The sequence below is a fragment of the Bradyrhizobium sp. USDA 4461 genome (assembly GCF_054055655.1).
The window spans coordinates 5,053,496-5,069,451 of record NZ_JBSRXM010000001.1 but is presented as its reverse complement, the minus strand read 5'-3'; the positions used below and the strand labels follow the sequence as shown (position 1 = coordinate 5,069,451).

15 protein-coding genes are annotated in these 15,956 nt (G+C 64.4%); 5 read left to right on the top strand and 10 right to left on the bottom strand.

Features of this window, described 5'->3' with window-relative positions:
• The first annotated feature begins 195 nt into the window (after positions 1–195).
• Positions 196–2,409, top strand: a complete 2,214-nt coding sequence (locus ACVINW_RS23380) for a spermidine synthase (RefSeq protein ID WP_456753467.1) — start codon at positions 196–198, stop codon at positions 2,407–2,409.
• A gap of 114 nt (positions 2,410–2,523) precedes the next feature.
• On the opposite strand, the gene ACVINW_RS23375 is transcribed toward ACVINW_RS23380, so the two are convergent.
• The 6 genes from ACVINW_RS23375 to ACVINW_RS23350 form a co-directional block, all read right to left on the bottom strand.
• Positions 2,524–3,462, bottom strand: a complete 939-nt coding sequence (locus ACVINW_RS23375; RefSeq protein WP_456753466.1) for a polyphosphate kinase 2 family protein — start codon at positions 3,460–3,462, stop codon at positions 2,524–2,526.
• Positions 3,428–4,438 carry a branched-chain amino acid ABC transporter permease gene (locus tag ACVINW_RS23370; protein WP_456753465.1) on the bottom strand — a complete coding sequence of 337 codons (1,011 nt, stop codon included), beginning with the start codon at positions 4,436–4,438 and terminating at the stop codon, positions 3,428–3,430. The genes ACVINW_RS23375 and ACVINW_RS23370 overlap by 35 nt, the downstream gene beginning before the upstream one ends.
• Entirely contained in the window at positions 4,435–5,316 is an 882-nt protein-coding gene (locus tag ACVINW_RS23365) for a branched-chain amino acid ABC transporter permease (RefSeq protein WP_456753464.1), read from the bottom strand. Before ACVINW_RS23365 ends, ACVINW_RS23370 begins: the two co-directional genes overlap by 4 nt.
• A 231-nt stretch (positions 5,317–5,547) precedes the next feature.
• Positions 5,548–6,252 carry an ABC transporter ATP-binding protein gene (locus ACVINW_RS23360; RefSeq protein WP_456756477.1) on the bottom strand — a complete coding sequence of 235 codons (705 nt, stop codon included), beginning with the start codon at positions 6,250–6,252 and terminating at the stop codon, positions 5,548–5,550.
• Between the two features lie 5 nt (positions 6,253–6,257).
• Positions 6,258–7,031 carry an ABC transporter ATP-binding protein gene (locus ACVINW_RS23355; protein ID WP_456753463.1) on the bottom strand — a complete coding sequence of 258 codons (774 nt, stop codon included), beginning with the start codon at positions 7,029–7,031 and terminating at the stop codon, positions 6,258–6,260.
• A gap of 22 nt (positions 7,032–7,053) precedes the next feature.
• Positions 7,054–8,364 carry an ABC transporter substrate-binding protein gene (locus ACVINW_RS23350; protein ID WP_456753462.1) on the bottom strand — a complete coding sequence of 437 codons (1,311 nt, stop codon included), beginning with the start codon at positions 8,362–8,364 and terminating at the stop codon, positions 7,054–7,056.
• Positions 8,365–8,595: 231 nt separating this feature from the next.
• Here ACVINW_RS23350 and ACVINW_RS23345 point away from each other — a divergent pair, with 231 nt between their 5' ends.
• A complete protein-coding gene (locus tag ACVINW_RS23345; RefSeq protein ID WP_456753461.1) occupies positions 8,596–9,162 on the top strand; it encodes a RidA family protein in 567 nt (188 codons plus the stop codon).
• A gap of 75 nt (positions 9,163–9,237) precedes the next feature.
• On the opposite strand, the gene ACVINW_RS23340 is transcribed toward ACVINW_RS23345, so the two are convergent.
• A complete protein-coding gene (locus tag ACVINW_RS23340; protein ID WP_456753460.1) occupies positions 9,238–9,939 on the bottom strand; it encodes an NUDIX hydrolase in 702 nt (233 codons plus the stop codon).
• A gap of 12 nt (positions 9,940–9,951) precedes the next feature.
• Positions 9,952–10,977, bottom strand: coding sequence for an ABC transporter substrate-binding protein (locus ACVINW_RS23335; RefSeq protein WP_456753459.1), 1,026 nt, complete (start codon positions 10,975–10,977; stop codon positions 9,952–9,954).
• Between the two features lie 168 nt (positions 10,978–11,145).
• Here ACVINW_RS23335 and ACVINW_RS23330 point away from each other — a divergent pair, with 168 nt between their 5' ends.
• Together ACVINW_RS23330 and ACVINW_RS23325 are read left to right on the top strand one after the other, a co-directional pair.
• Positions 11,146–11,595, top strand: a complete 450-nt coding sequence (locus ACVINW_RS23330) for a cupin domain-containing protein (RefSeq protein ID WP_456753458.1) — start codon at positions 11,146–11,148, stop codon at positions 11,593–11,595.
• Positions 11,596–11,927: 332 nt separating this feature from the next.
• Positions 11,928–13,253, top strand: a complete 1,326-nt coding sequence (locus tag ACVINW_RS23325; RefSeq protein WP_456753457.1) for a 4Fe-4S binding protein — start codon at positions 11,928–11,930, stop codon at positions 13,251–13,253.
• An 83-nt stretch (positions 13,254–13,336) separates the two neighbouring features.
• On the opposite strand, the gene ACVINW_RS23320 is transcribed toward ACVINW_RS23325, so the two are convergent.
• A complete protein-coding gene (locus tag ACVINW_RS23320) occupies positions 13,337–14,062 on the bottom strand; it encodes an SDR family oxidoreductase (protein ID WP_456753456.1) in 726 nt (241 codons plus the stop codon).
• 17 nt (positions 14,063–14,079) lie between these two features.
• A complete protein-coding gene (locus ACVINW_RS23315) occupies positions 14,080–14,973 on the bottom strand; it encodes an SDR family oxidoreductase (protein ID WP_456753455.1) in 894 nt (297 codons plus the stop codon).
• Positions 14,974–15,065: 92 nt separating this feature from the next.
• Between ACVINW_RS23315 and ACVINW_RS23310 the strand changes: the two genes are divergently transcribed.
• The gene (locus tag ACVINW_RS23310) at positions 15,066–15,914 is read left to right on the top strand and encodes a helix-turn-helix transcriptional regulator (RefSeq protein ID WP_456753454.1); all 849 of its coding nucleotides are present in this window, start codon (positions 15,066–15,068) and stop codon (positions 15,912–15,914) included.
• Positions 15,915–15,956: the final 42 nt, after the last annotated feature.

Sequence of the window (15,956 nt, the reverse complement as noted above, 5' to 3'; positions counted from 1 at the left end):
CTCCCCATCGGCCGTCGATACCGGACAAAGCTGCGTGGCACGCGTGCAGCGAAACCTGTCATACACCATGGCCCCATTCGTGCCGCCGCCACCGACAACCAAGGCGCGTGCGCCCGGACAAATCAATCTTTGCTCAACAGGTTGAATCTAGTCTGCCGTCGCTTCAGCGATGATGGTTAAGGAGATATGGGGATCATGCCTGCGACGAAAATGGCCGAAGGGCTCAATCAGCGACAAGCCGGCTTCAATCTCTTCCTCGTCGGATTCCTGATCCTGTTCCTCGAACTGGCCTGCATCCGCTGGTTTTCGGCCAAGGTCGTTTTCCTTCAGTTCTTCACCAACGTCGTCCTGCTCGCGTCCTTTCTCGGCATGTCCTGCGGCTGCCTTGCCGCGCGTCGCAGCACCAACTGGCTTGCGCTGTTTCCGGGCCTCGTGCTGCTGACATTTGCCGCGGTCTTCTTGATCATGGTGACGTATTCCAACTGGGGCGGGCTCGCGATCGATGTCGGTCACCAGGCTTCGCCGCAGGAGGTGTTTTTCGGCACCGAGGCGCGCAAGCCCGATCTTGCCCAATTCGTCGTGCCGATCGAGGCGATTGCCGGGCTGTTCTTCGTCCTGATCGCGCTGATGTTCGTCGGCCTCGGCCAGACGCTGGGCCGCGCCTTTGACGCCTATCCCGACCGCGTCGGCGGCTACTCCCTGAATATCGGCGGCAGCCTCGCCGGCATCGTCGGATTCTCGCTGCTGTCGTTCGCGCAGGCGCCGCCGGTGGTCTGGTTCCTGGTCAGCTTCGGCGGGATCGCCTACCTGCTCTATCAGGACAAGGGCCTGTCGATCATGCGTTTCGCGACGCTCGTCATCGTGCTGGCCTTTACCGGGCTTTACACCGGCGTCGACGATTCCGACGTCCATCAATTCCGCTGGTCGCCGTACTATGCGGTCGACTGGAACAAATCAAACGACATCATCACCGTCAACAACATCGGCCATCAGGAGATGATTCCGTTCGCCGAACGCGGCGCGTCCTATTCGCTGATTCACCTGCTGCAAAAGCACAGCGGCGGCGCGCCGTTCAAGGATGTCATGGTGATCGGCGCCGGCTCCGGCAACGACCTGGCGCACGCCTTGCATTTCGGCGTCGAGCGCATCGACGCGGTCGAGATCGATCCGGTGATCCAGAACATCGGCATCCACAACCATCCCGACAAGCCCTACCAGGACCCGCGGGTGGTGCCGCATCTCGACGACGGCCGGCATTTCCTGCGCACCACCGACCGCAAATACGATCTCGTCATCTACGCGCTGGTCGACTCGCTGATCCTGCACAGCGGCTACGCCAACATCCGCCTGGAAAGCTATTTGTTCACGGAGCAGGCATTCCAGGACGTCCGCCGCGTGCTGAAGCAGGACGGCATCTTCGTGATGTACAACTACTATCGTCAGGGCTGGATCGTGCAACGCGTGGCCGCAATGGCCAAGCAGGTGTTCGGCTGCGAACCGCTGGTGCTGCCGCTGCCCTACAAGGAAGCGCTGACCTCGTCGGAGGCGGTCGGCTTCACGACCATCATCGCGGGCTGCAATCCGCGCATCTCCACCGCGTTCCGCGACCGAGGCCCGTTCTGGCTGAACAGCGTGCCACCGGAGAACCTGGCAATCGACGGCTTCGACAAGCCGCAGGACAAGGCAAAGGACAAGGCAGCCGCCACGCATGGCGACTGGGTGCCGCTGGCGCCGGCAAAGCTCGTGGTCGACAATGAGGGCGCCAAGCAATCGACCAGCGACGACTGGCCGTTCCTCTATGTCAGCGGGCGGCTGATCCCCGACCTGACCATCCGCTCGATGATCCTGCTCGGCGTGCTCGGGCTTGGTCTCGTCTATCTGTTCAAGCCGAAGGGCGCCTGGCGGCCCAACAGCCGGATGTTCTTCCTCGGTGCCGCCTTCATGCTGCTGGAAACCAAGGCAGTGGTGCAGATGGCGCTGCTGTTCGGCAGCACATGGCTGGTCAACTCGGCGGTGTTCTTCACCGCGCTCGTGCTGATCCTCGCGGCCAATCTCTATGTGATCAAGGTGCCGTCGACCCGGCTGGCGCTGCACTATGCCGGGCTGTTGCTGCTGCTGGCCGTCTCGGTGCTGGTGCCGCTCGACACCTTCCTCAGCGGCGGCATCGTCTGGCGCTACGTGATCCCGTGCGCGCTGGCGCTCGGCCCGATGTTCTTCGCCGGCGTGATCTTCGCCCGCAGTTTCCGCGACGAAGCCAATCCCGATCAGGCGTTCGGATCCAACATCGCGGGATCCGTGATCGGCGGCCTCGCCGAGTCGTGTTCGACTTTGCTCGGCTTCCGCTACCTCCTGCTCGTCGCGATCGGCTTCTATCTGCTGTCGGCCTGGATGCCGTCGCGCAAGGGGTAGCGCGTAAGGGACGCACCCAGAGCGGCCGGGTTCCCTGCCCCGCAAGGGGGGAGGGAGCCTGATAGCTGTGCGCACCTCACGTATTGAAGCGCGAGCGGCAGACCATGGTCGCTACTACTTCTTCGACGCCTTCTTCTCCGCCGTGCCCTTGCCTTCCGCCTCCAGCGCTGCGCGGACGCGCTTGAATTCGCTCAGGTCGGCCTTGTCGACCTCGGGGAATTTCAGATCGAGCTTGTCGAGCGCATTGACGATGGTCGAGCCGATCACGACGCGGGCGAACCATTTGTGATCGGCGGGCACGATGTGCCACGGCGCGTCCGCGGTCGCGGTGTGGTGGATCATGTCCTGATAGGCCGCCTGGTATTTGGCCCACAGCTGCCGCTCGGAAATGTCGGCCATGGAGAACTTCCAGTTCTTGGCCGGCTCCTCGAGCCGGTCGAGGAAGCGCTGGCGCTGCTCCTCCTTGGAGACATGCAGGAAGAACTTCAGGATCACGGTGCCGTTGCGCGACAGATAGCGCTCGATCGCGGAGATGTCCTCGAAGCGCTGGCGCCAGATATTCTTGGTCACCAACTTCTTCGGAATCTTCTGCTTGCCGAGCACGTCGGCATGCACGCGCACCACCAGGCATTCCTCGTAATAGGAGCGGTTGAAGATGCCGATGCGGCCGCGCTCCGGCAGCGCGATCATCGCGCGCCACATATAGTCGTGGTCGAGTTCCCTGGTCGAGGGCTGCTTGAACGAGGAGACCTCGCAGCCCTGCGGATTGACGCCCTCGAACACGCTCTTGATCGCCGAGTCCTTGCCGGCGGCGTCCATGCCCTGGAAGATCAGGAGCAGCGACCAGCGGTCCTGGGCGTAGAGCCTCTCCTGGTAGTCGCTGAGCCGCTTGCGGTTGGCTTCGATGATCTTGCCGCCGGCGTCCTTGTCGATGCCGCCCTTCTCGGCGGTCGGATACGACTTCAGGTGGAATTCGCCCGATCCATCGAAGCGGAACGGCGCGACGTAGGGCTTCAGTTCATCGGCGAGCGATGGGGACGGTTTGTTGCTCATGGCCTCTCGACGGCTTGCGTGGCGATTTGGTCCGGTCGATCACGCTACCAAGAATGCCCTTGGGCAGGAAGATGATGAACAGCACCAGCAAGATGCCGTAGACCAGATTGTCCCAGCCGACCGCCTTGGTGCCGAACGAGATCCGCAGCACCTCGGCCAGCACGATGGTGATGACGGCGCCGACCGTCGGCCCCAAAGCGACATAGACCCCGCCGACGATCGCCGCGAATACCATCTGCAGCGAGACCGCGATGCCGCTCACCGTGTCGGGCGAGATGAACATCTGGTACTGGCAGTACAGCGCGCCGGCGAGCGCGGTCATCAGCGCGCTGATCAGGGTGATCTTGAGCTTCTCGGCGGTGACGTTGACGCCGGCCGCGGCTGCGGCGTCCTCGTCCTCCGAGATCGCCTCCATGGCGTGGCGGATCATGCTGCGGTCGATCGCGCGCCAGATCACGAGGCCCAAAACCCAGACCGCGAGCGCGATCAGGTACCAGGTGGTCTTGTCGTCGAATTGCAGCGCGAACAGGCTCTTGCCGCTCGGTGCGCGCTGCGGCGTATAGCCGAGCGAACCGCCGGTATAGTCGCGAGTCGCGGTGATGACCTGCAGCACGATGCCGGACAGCGCCAGCGTCACCAGCACGAAATAATGCCCGGTGATGCGGAAGCGGAAGCACGGATAGGCCACGATCAGCGCGAGCACGCCTGCGGTCGCCATGCTCAGGGGAATGCCGATCCAGGGCGACACGCCGAGGTGGTTCCACAAGAGCGCGGTGACATAGGCGCCGATGCCCATGAAGCCGCCATGGCCGAGCGAGACCAGGCCGAAGCGGCCCATGATCGACCACGAGGTGTAGGCGAACGACCAGATCAGGATCAGCACCAGCACGTGCAGATGATAGGGATCGCGATGCAGGAACGGCAGCGCGACCAGCGCAAGCAGCGCGATGATCCAGCCGGCGAGCTTGCTGTTCACGAGCGCCTCGCGAGCAGGCCCGCGGGCCGGATGAACATCATCACGATGAAGAAGGCGAACGCCAGCACGTAGCCCCATTCGAGATCGGAGAACAGGCCGCCGAGCGAGATGATCTCGGCGAACACGAAGGCGGCGATGAAGCCGCCGATGAAATTGCCGAGGCCGCCGAGCACGCAGATCAGGAACGTGATCGGACCGAACGACAGGCCGACGAACGGATGCACGTCATATTGCAGCACCAGCAGGCAGGCGGCGAGCCCGGCAAGGCCGCCGCCGATCGCCGAGGTGACGAGATAGATCCGCTTGGGGTCGACGCCCATCAGCGGCATGATCTGGCGATCCTGCGCGATGGCGCGGATCGCGGTGCCGGTGAAGGTCCGGGTCAGGAACAGATAGACGCCGATCATGCCGACCAGCGCCGCTGCAAACGACAGCAGCCGCGCGTAACTGAAATTCATCTCGCCGAGCGCCAGCACCGGCAGGCGGATGCCGAGATTGCGGAAGTCGATGCCGAAGGCGACGGTGGCGAAGCTCTGCAGGATGAACAGCACGCCGCCGGTGGCGAGCAGCTGGTTGATCGGCGGCGCGGTCAAGAGCGGCGCGATCACCAGGAAATGCAGCGCGGCCCCTAACAGCGCCACCAAGAGGATGACGAGCGGCGCGGCGGCCCAATACGGCAAATGGAACACCTGCACGAGGTAATACATGCCGTACATGCCGATCATCACCAGCTCGGCGTAGCAGATCCAGGTGACGTCGATGACGCCGAAGATCAAATTGAGCCCGAGCGCCAACAGCGCCAGCACGCCGCCAAGCAGGATGCCGTTGATGACGGCTTCCAGCAGGTAGATGTCGAAGATGTTGAGGAAGGATTGCATGGTTGCTCTGTCTTAGACCGTGGCGTCGTCTGGCTGATCTGGCAGGACCGTCATCCTGAGGCGCGAGCGGAGCGAGCCTCGAAGGATGGACGGCCACCAGCCGGGCCGTGCATCCTTCGAGACGCCGCTGCGCGGCTCCTCAGGATGACGGGAGAAGACGCCGCTCCGCTCGCACCTCAGGACGACGGGAAACTGTGTGGGCGCACGGGCTCGATTCACGATCATCATCCCTCACACCCCCAAATACGCCTGCTTGATGGTGTCGCTCGCCGCGAGCTCCGCCGCCGTGCCGGCGGCGCGGATGCTGCCTGCCTCCAGCAGATAGGCGCGGTCGACCACGCGCAGCACCTGCTGCACGTTCTGCTCGACGATCAAGACCGTCAACCCCGAGGCGCGGATGCGCTTGACCAGTTCGAACACCTGCTGCACCACGACCGGCGCGAGCCCGGCCGAGGGCTCGTCGAGCAGCAGCAGTTTCGGGTTCGACATCAGCGCGCGGCCGATCGCGCACATCTGCTGCTCGCCGCCCGACATCGTGCCGGCCATCTGCTGCAATCGCTCCTTCAGCCGCGGAAACAGTTCGAACACGAATTCCAGCCGCTCGGCGTAATGCGCGCGGGCGGCGGGCATGTAGGCACCCATCTTCAAATTGTCGGCGACCGTGAGCCGCGGAAACAGCCGGCGGTTTTCCGGCACATGCGCGATGCCGAGGCTGACGATGCGATGCGCAGGCGTCGCCACGACGTCGCTGCCTTCCATTGCGATGGTGCCGCGGATCGGCCGGATCAGCCCGGAGATCACGCGCATCAGCGTGGTCTTGCCGGCGCCGTTCGGGCCAATCACGCCGACCGCCTCGCCCGCCTTGACGTCGAGGCTGACGTCGAACAGCGCCTGGAAGCTGCCATAGCCCGCATCGATCGATTTCAGTTCCAGCATGCCGCTCACGCCCCGATCCGGCGGCGCGCCTGCGCGGCGGCGGCCGCCGCGATGCTCGCGTCCGCATCGGTGCCGAGATAGACCTCGATCACCCGTGGATTGCCGGCGACATCGGCCGGCAGGCCTTCGGCGATCTTCTCGCCATGATCGAGCACCATGACCCGATCGACCACGCGCATCAGTACGCCCATGATGTGCTCGACCCAGATGATGGTGACGCCGAGTTCGTCGCGGATCCGCCGCAGCATGTCGGCGGCCTGGTCCATCTCGGTCTCGTCGAGCCCGCCGAGGCTCTCGTCGGCGAGCAAAAGTTTTGGCCCGGTGGCAAGCGCCTTTGCCAGTTCGAGCTTCTTCAACCCGGCGGCGCCGAGCCCCTCGACGCTGGAGTGACGATCGGTCGGCAGCCCGACCATCGCCAGTGCGCGCTCGGCTGCCTCCTCCGCCTTGGCGCGGCTGTGGCGGCCCTGGCCGTAGAAGCCGGCGAGCACGACGTTCTCGAAAATGCTCAGCCGATGGAACGGCCGCGGAATCTGGAAGGTGCGGCCGATGCCGCCCACGATGATCCGGTGCGGGGCAAGGCCCGCGATCTCGCGGCCGTCGAACAGGATCGAGCCCTCGGTCGGCGGCAGCGTGCCCGACAGCATGTTGAAGATCGTGCTCTTGCCCGAGCCGTTCGGCCCGATCAGGCCGAGGATCTCGCCCTGCTCGACGCGGAACGAGACATTGTTGACGGCGCGAAAGCCGCCAAACCGCTTGACCAGGCCTTCCACGGCGAGCACGGCAGTCCCTTTCGTGAGCGAGCTATTTATAGCTGTAGGTGGTGCCGGCCGGCAGCGGCAGCACGGTCTCGCGCTGCATCTGGCTCTTCGGCCACACCACATAGGATTTATCGTCGATATATTGCAGCACCACCGGGAACGAGCGCGCGTTCTGCCCGGCATACTGCTCGCCGTCGCCGTAGAACTTCACGCCGTAGCCGAGCATGGTGCCGCCCTCGGCAATGTCGGTGTCGAGCGCGGCCTTGCGCAGCGCATCCGGGTCGACGCCGCCATAGGTCTTGATCGCCCGCGGCAGCACATCGTCGAGGAACACATAGGCGTTGGCCGCGCCGATGCCGACATGGGCGGAGCGAATCGGCACCCCGGGCTTCAACCGGTCGAACTCCTCGCCGACCATCTTGATGACTGGCGGCAGCTTCGGATCCATGTCCTTCTGATTGGCAAGCCAGATCGAGATCGGATCGGTGTTGAACAGATAGTTGGCGTCGACGCCGAGGCCTTCCTTGAGCTTCTCATAGACGCCATAGCCCGCGCCGTGGCCGACGATGGCGCCGAATTTCAGGCCTTGCTCGCGCGCCTGGCGGAACAGCAAGGTTATGTCCGGATTGTAGCCGGTGTGGAAGATCACGTCCGGCTTGGCGCGCTTCAGCTTGGTGATCAGCGCCGACAAATCCGGCGCGGTCGCCGAATAGCCTTCCTTGAGCACGATGTTGAAGCCAGCTTTCTTCGCGCCGGCCTCGTTGCCCTTGGCGACGTCGACGCCATAGGCGCCGTCCTCATGGATGATGGCAACGCGCAGGTCCTTCGGCTCCTTGCCGAACTTCGGCAGCGAATATTGCGCGATGAATTCGGTCGTCATCATGCCGTATTGGTTGCCGGCGGCCTGCGGGCGGAACACATATTTGTAGTTCTTGCCGTCGAACACGCCCGAGGAGATGCAGGTGGTGATCCACATGAACTTCTTCATCTGGTCGACCCGGGCCGCCACCGGCACGCATTGTGCCGAGGAGAAGAAGCCCATCACCATGTCGACCTTCTCCTGCTCGAGCAGGCGAACGGCCTCGTTGATGGCGATATCAGGCTTGCTCTGCGCGTCGGCATAGACCGCCTCGACCTTGTAGCCCTCGACGCCGGTCTTGGCGTAATGGTCGAGCATGATCTTGACGCCGGTATATTGCAGCTCGGAGCCGCCGCCGGCCAGCGGGCCGGTCAAGTCGAAGATCACGCCGATCTTGATCTTCTTATCCTGCGCCTGCGCGGCAGCGGCCACGCCGAGCGCCGCAACCACGACAGACAGACCCGCGAGCCAGCGGGCAACCCTCCTGACCGGCATGAATCCCTCCCCAGAGATTGTGCACTGCATTTCTTGTTGTCGTTCCGCCCTATCACAGGGGGCGCGGCCGGTGATGTCAAGCACGATGGCTGCGTCGCCACGGCGCAGGCTTGCGCAAAGTTTCGGCGAACCAGCGGAGACGACTTTTCAGACCGGAGAACTACGGAAGGCAGCTTTGCTATTTCTGCCTTATCCTGAGCGCTGCGAAGTAGCTGTCATTGGAGGCGACACATGACTCATATGCTTTGCAGAGCGAGACTCATCCTGTGGTTCGGTGCGTGCGTGATTGGATTCGGAGCGTGGATTGCCGCTTCGTCGGGCGCGCTGGCGCAGAATTCGCCGTCCGCCGAGGCCAGGCTGAAGGAGCTGAACATCACACTGCCGCCCGTTCCGACACCGGTCGCCAACTACGTCGATGCGGTCCGGGTCGGCAATCTGCTCTTCCTCGCAGGAAACACTCCGGCCGCGGACTGGAAGTACAAGGGCAAGGTGGGCAAGGACCTCACCGTGCAGGAAGGCTACGACACGGCCCGTCAGGTCGGCCTGATCATGCTGGCGAAAGTGCGCGTCGCACTGGGGAGCCTCGATCGCGTCAAGCGCGTGGTCAAGGTCTTCGGGATGGTCAATTCAGCCGACGGGTTTGGCGAGCAGCCGAAAGTCGTGAACGGATTCTCCGATTTGATGGTCGAGGTCTTCGGCGATGCGGCCGGCAAGCACGCGCGATCTGCTGTCGGGATGGCGGGACTTCCGTTCAACAACGCTGTTGAGGTTGAGATGATCGTTGAAGTGGCCGAATGATCGGCCGTTGCTCCTGGTCGGGAGCCGTCAATGACGGACGGTGTTAGTCACGCGCGCCCCCAAGTGAGCCTCACCCTACGCCGGCAGCTGCGTTTCGATGAACGCGGTGACGAAGCGCGGCATGGCGGGGGTAAGATCGGCGCGGCTGCGCACCAGGTGGATGCCGGCGAGTTCGGGATTGTCCTGCCGTGCGAGATTGGCCTCGATCCGGGCACGCAGCGCATCGCCTGGCATATCGACGCGCAGGATCTGCATCATCGCCAGCGCAACGCCGGTGTAGATGCAGTGCCAGTCACTATCGGCATGGCAATCCGCTGCGATGAGCCCGGTCTCTTCCTCGAGTTCGCGCATCACGCTGCCCGCGATATCGACCGTCTCGCCCCTGATGTCGTCGAGATCGGGGGTGCCTGAAGGAAAATAGATCCGTCCGGCATTCGCGGTCTGCTCGCCCATCACACCGCAGACGAAGGCGCCGTCGCTCGAGAGCAGCGCGCCCATCCCGAAGCCGTTGAAGATCTCCTTGTCCGGGAATCCCCAGTCGCGCCAGGCGAGGAAGCTTGCGAAATCGGTCTCGAAATAGCTCGCGCTGAGCCGCTCGCCGGCAAACACCGGATCGCGCCCGAGCAGCACGCGGCCGTTCCACAGGTTCGGGTTCAGCCGCTGCTGCTCGGCGAAATGCGCGTCGATCTCGACGCGCCGCTGGTCGGCGAACGGCCAGGGCCGCCGCTGCAAGGCGAGGTCGAGCGCGGTGACGCGACAAATCAGCGGGGACTGCATGTCTTTATGAACTTACTTCGCGCTTCCGGTCGTCTTCTTGACCTGATCGACGAACTTGTTGGTGTAGGTCTTGGTGACGTCGATGCCGGCCTTCGCGACCTCGGGCGAGCCTTCGCTGAACACCGCGAGCACGGCCTCGGCGCCCTTGGGGTCCATCTTGCCGGTTTCCGAGAACATCGGGATCGTGTTCTTCAGCGCGGCCAGATAGAGGTCCTTGTTCTTGCCGACGATCTCCTCCGGCATCTTGGCCATGATGTCTTCGGCGGAATGCGAATGGATCCAGGCCAGCGTCGCCATCATCGCATTGGTCAGCGCCTGCACCTCCTTGTCGTGGCCGTTGACCCATGCCGCGGTCGAATAGAGCGCGCCGCCCGGATATTCGCCGCCGAACACCGCGAGCGTGTCGTGCTGGGTGCGGGTATCGCTGAGGATCTTGAGGTCGGCGTGGCTGCCTTGCAACACAGTGACGGAGGGATCGAGCATCACCGCGGCATCGATCTGGCCCTGCTCCATCGCGGCCACCGCGGTGGCGCCGAGGCCGACGCCGATCACGGCGGTGCCGGCCGGATCGAGGCCGTTCTTCTTCAACAGGTATTTCAGGAAGAAGTCGGTCGAGGAGCCCGGCGCGCTGACGCCGACCTTCTTGCCGGCAAGATCCTTGATCGAATTGATCTCGCCGGTGTGCTTCGGCGACACCACCAGCACGAGGCCGGGATAGCGGTCATAGACCACGAAGGCCTGCAGCTCCTGCTTCTTGGCGGCGAGATTGACGCAGTGATCGAAATAACCGGAGACGACGTCGGCGCTGCCGCCGAGCACGGCTTTCAGCGCATCCGAGCCGCCCTTGAGGTCGACCAACTCGACCGCAAGCCCGGCCTTGTCATATTCGCCGAGCTGCTTGGCCAGCACGGTGGGCAGATAGCAAAGGCAGGCGCCGCCCCCGACCGCGATGGTGATCTTGCTTTGCGCCGCGGCAAGGCCCGTGGACAGGGTCAGCGTCAGCAGCGTTCCGGCAAGCTTGCCAAGCCATTTGTTCATGACGTCCTCCGATCGAATTGACCGGCAAGATAGAGGAGCCGGCATGGCTTGAGAAGGCGACTTTCCGGGTGCTGGTCAAGCCTGCGGCGGCGGCATAGCATCGCGACTACAAGAAAACGCCGAAGAAGCACCAAGAATGCTTCAAGGCAGACATCAGGGAGGTTTTTCATGAATCGGATTGCGACCGCGCTGTCGATTGCCGCCGCTTTCGCCGCCGGCTGCGGCGTCACCCATCTGCTGCGGCCGGCACTCGCCGCCGAAAGCATCACCGCGCAGGTGATCCACACCGGTGAGATGGAGGGCGACAAGCTCGGCGACGCCAACAAGGTCGGCTTCCGCTCGAAAATGTTCGTCTCGGCCGACGGCGCCACCGTCTCGATCCAGGACGGCAATGTGCCGAAGCACATGCACCCCAACACCAACGAGATGCAGTTCATCCTGGAAGGCACCGGCACGGTCTGGCTCGGCGACAAGGAAGTGACGGTGAAGCCGGGCGATTTGATCGTGATCCCGAAGGGCACGCCGCATGGCGGCACCAAGCCGAACGGCCGCGCCTTCAAGGCGATCGCGATCAAGACGCCGCCGCAGGCGCCTGACGATACCAAGCTGCTGGATTGATCCGGACTTAACAGACCTTCCCCGTCATCCTGAGGTGCGCGCCCGGCGGCGCTCTTGCGCGGCTGGGCGCGCCTCGAAGGATGAATCGGCCATAGCTTGGGCCGTGCATCCTTCGAGGCTCGCTCCGCTCGCACCCCCAGCGACAAAGGCGAAGCCTTTGCGCGGGAATGACGGTGCTGACTTCGCTGGGTTGCGCATGAGCGTCATCCGGGCATGTGCAAGTCTCCCCGCATGACGCCAGTTCCATTACATGGCGACTGACAGATAATTCACTTGCCTCGTATCGGCTCGCTCCATAATATGATGATCGTCATTTATAGAGAACATGGACCATGAGCCTCGACGATCACCCCACGGTCAGGGCTGTGCGGGCGCGCAGCAGCCAGCCGGCCCCCGACCTCCCGGTGTCGGCGGAGCTGATCAAGGAGATCGCGCGCAATTGCGGGGCCGACGATGTCGGCGTCATCGAATTCGAACGCGCCGCGATCGCGCCGCAGCGCGACTTCATCCGCAAGGTCTACGGCCGGACGCGTTCCCTGCTCGCGATCGTCTGCCACATGAACCGCGAGCCGGTGCGCTCGCCGGCGCGGTCGGTCGCCAATGAGGAATTCCACTCGACCTACGATCACGTCAACGAAACCGCCCGCGCCATCGTTCGCGCGCTCGACGAGCACGGCATCCCGGCCTGCAACTCGGTCGCCGCCTTCCCGATGGAGATGGACCTGCCGCGGATCATGATGGTCCAGCACAAGCCGATCGCAGTCGAGGCCGGACTCGGGCGGATGGGAATCCATCGCAGCGTGATCCACCCGAAATTCGGCAGCTTCGTGCTGCTCGGCACCATCCTGCTCGGCTGCGAGGTCGACGCCCACGACCGGCCGATCGATTATAATCCGTGCCTGGAATGCAAATTGTGCGTCGCTGCCTGCCCGGTCGGCGCCATCAAGCCGGACGGCGGCTTCGATTTCCTGTCCTGCCACACCCACAATTATCACGACTTTCTCGGCAACTTCGCGCAGTGGGTGGAGAAGGTCGCGGACGCGAAGGACGCGAGCGATTATCGCGCCCGGGTGCCGCGCACCGAGACGATGAACGTCTGGCAATCGCTGTCGTTCAAGCCGGGCTACAAGGCGGCCTATTGCATCTCGGCCTGCCCGGCCGGCGAAGACGTGATCGGGCCGTTTCTGGACAATCGCGAGGCGCATTTCGCCGACGTGGTGCAGCCGCTGATCGACAAGGACGAGTTCGTCTATGTGATCCCGGACACCGACGCCGAGGACACGGTGACCCGGCGCTTTCCGCACAAGAAGGTCCAGCAGGTCACGTCCGGCCGCCATACCGGCAGCATCCAGGCCTATATCTTCTCGCTCTCGCTCGGATTTCAGCGCGGCCGGGCGCGCGGCCTCGATCTCGTGACGCATCTGCGCTTCACCGGAGCCAGCGCGCTGGACATGACGGTCACGATCAAGGGCAAGGAGCTTCAGGTGGTGCCGGGGCGGCATGTCGGAGAGGCGACCCTGACCATCACCGGCGACACAACGGCATGGCTGCGCGTGCAGAATCGCGACCTCGACCTTGCCGACGCGATCGCCTCGGAGCTGGTGAGCGTCAGCGATGAGAAGCTGTTCGCGGCCTACATGCGGTGCTTCCCGCTCTGAGCCGGATGCTTCCCTGCGTAGGGGCGGGTTAGGCGCAGCCGTAACCCGCCTCTTTGCATGCGTGACATCGGCGGGTCACGATCTCACACCAACAGCCCGCCGCCATCGACCGCAAGCGTCTGCCCGGTGACGTAGCTGTTCAGCATCAGATAGACATAGGCGGTGGCCGCCTCGCTCGGCGATGCCGCGCGCGGCAATGGCAAGCCTGCCACATAGCCACGCACCCGCTCCTCCGGCATCTGCCTGACGCGCTCGGTGAGGATGAGCCCCGGGCACACCGCATTGACGCGCACCGGCGCCAGATCGACCGCAAGGCCGCGCGCCAGGCTCTCCATGGCGCCCGCCGCCGCGGTCACGAACGGCATCGCCTTTTGCGGACGATGCGCCAGCATGCCGCCGGTCAGCGTGATCGATCCATTCGCAGCGATCGCGCGGCTGGCGTGCTTGACCGCCGCGAGCGAGCCCCAGAAACGAAGATTGAGAGCCTCGCGCGCGACAGCGAGGTCGAGATCGCGCGTCGCACCGAACACCGGGAGGCCTTGATCGCCTGCCGTGATCGCGAGGTGATCGAAGCTGCCGACCTGGTCGAAGAAGCGCGACACACTGGCTTCGTCGCGCAGATCGACGGTCGTGCCTGATGATCCCGGCAGCCGCGCAACCGCCGCATCGACGTTGGCCGGGTTGCTGGAGGCAATCACCACCTGCGCGCCCCGCTCCTGCACGAGCGCGGCGACGGCGAAGCCGATCCCCGACGATCCCCCGATTGCGATCACGCGCTTGCCGGCAAGCGACATCATGGCTTCTGTCATGGTTCTTGCTCCGCCGCTTATTGTGCGAAATAAGCGGGATGATCGATGTCGGCGAGCAGCCCCGCCTGCTGCGGCTGCCAGTCGAGCCGCGCGCGCGTTCGGGCGCTCGAGGTCGGCACATCGAAAGCGACGAACCTGCTGAACATGCCGAAATGCTCGGCCGCCTCCTCCGGCGATTTCGACAGCAGCGGAACGTTGAGCCGGCGGGCGATGACCTCGGCGATCGCCTTGAACGGCACGCCCTCATCGGCGACCGCATGGAACGGGCCGCCTTCGACGCCGCGCTCGAGCGCGAGCCGATAGACGCGTGCCGCGTCGAGGCGATGCACGCCGGGCCAGCGATTCTGTCCCTCGCCGATATAGGCCGAGACGCCCTTCTCGCGCGCAAATGCCAAGAGGCGCGGCACGAAGCCATGATCGCCGTGACCATGCACCGAGGGCGGCAGGCGCACGACCGCGGCACGCACGCCGCGCGCGGCTTGCGCCATCGTCGTTTCCTCGGACGCACGCGGATAGGCCTCGGAGACCGGAATCGGCGGATCCTCTTCGGTCGCGACGCGGCCCTGTGCCACCCGCGCGACGCCCGAGGTGGTGATCAGCGGACGCGTCGAGCCTTCGAGCACGCGACCCAGCGTCTCGATCGCGCGCCGGTCGTCCGCGCAGTTCTGCGCAAACCTCGAAAAGTCGTGATTGAACGCGCAGTGGATCACGGCATCGGCCTGCGCGGCGCCGCTCTTCAAGCTGTCGAGATCTTCCAGCGTTCCGTAATGAACCCCGGCACCGGCGGCAGCGAGCGCTTCCGCGCCCTTGTCGGATCGGGTCATGCCGAGCACCTGATGGCCGGCAGCGATCAGATCGTTGGTGACGGCGGAGCCGACCCAACCGGTGGCTCCAGTGACAAACACGCGCATCAGCAAGTCTCCATGTTTTTCTGAAGACAAATCTGGGGCGCCGCGCTATCGTGGTAAAGTAGTGACCTTATCATGGTATAATGGCTAACAGGATGAGCGAACCGCTCACGCAAGAGAATCTGCTCGGCGCTTACCTGAAGGACCGCCGCAGCAAGCTCGATCCGGCGACATTCGGCTTTCCGCCGGAGCGGCGCCGCACGCCGGGCCTGCGGCGCGAGGAAGTGGCGCAGCGCGCCAACATCTCCGCGACCTGGTACACCTGGCTCGAACAAGGACGTGGCGGCGCGCCCTCGGCCGACGTGCTCGACCGCATCGCGCGTGCGCTGATGCTGACCGAAGTCGAGCGCGAGCATCTGTTCCTGCTCGGCCTCGGCCGCACACCCGAGGTGCGCTACCAGAAAAGCGAAGGCGTGACGCCGCGGCTGCAACGCGTGCTCGACGCGCTGGAGCCGCAACCTGCCGTGATCAGGACCGCGATATGGGACATCGTCGCCTGGAACCGGGCGGCGACGGTGATGCTGACGGACTACGGATCGCTGCCGCCGCGCGAGCGCAACGTGCTGCGCTTCATGTTCCTCGATCCGCGCGTCCGCGCCGCGCAACACGACTGGGCCAGCGTGGCGCGTTTCGTGGTCGGCGCCTTCAGGGTCGACGCGGCACGCGCCGGCGCGGCCGCCGAAGTGCAACCGTTCGTCGACGAGCTCTGCCGGCTCAGCCCGGAATTCGCGACGCTGTGGCGCGACAACGACGTGCGCGCGCATGGCGAGGGCGTCAAGCAGCTCCGGCACCCGGTCCTGGGCACAGTCAAGTTCGAATATTCGGCGTTCGCGGTCGACGGCCGATCCGACCTCAGCATGATCGTCTACAATCCGATCGACCCGGAGGTGACGGAAAAGATCCGTGGGCTGATCAACGCTGTGCCGGCTGATCAACCGACCTGATCGTTGCCGCCGCAGCGACGTTTCCGCGCAGCCGAGAACCGT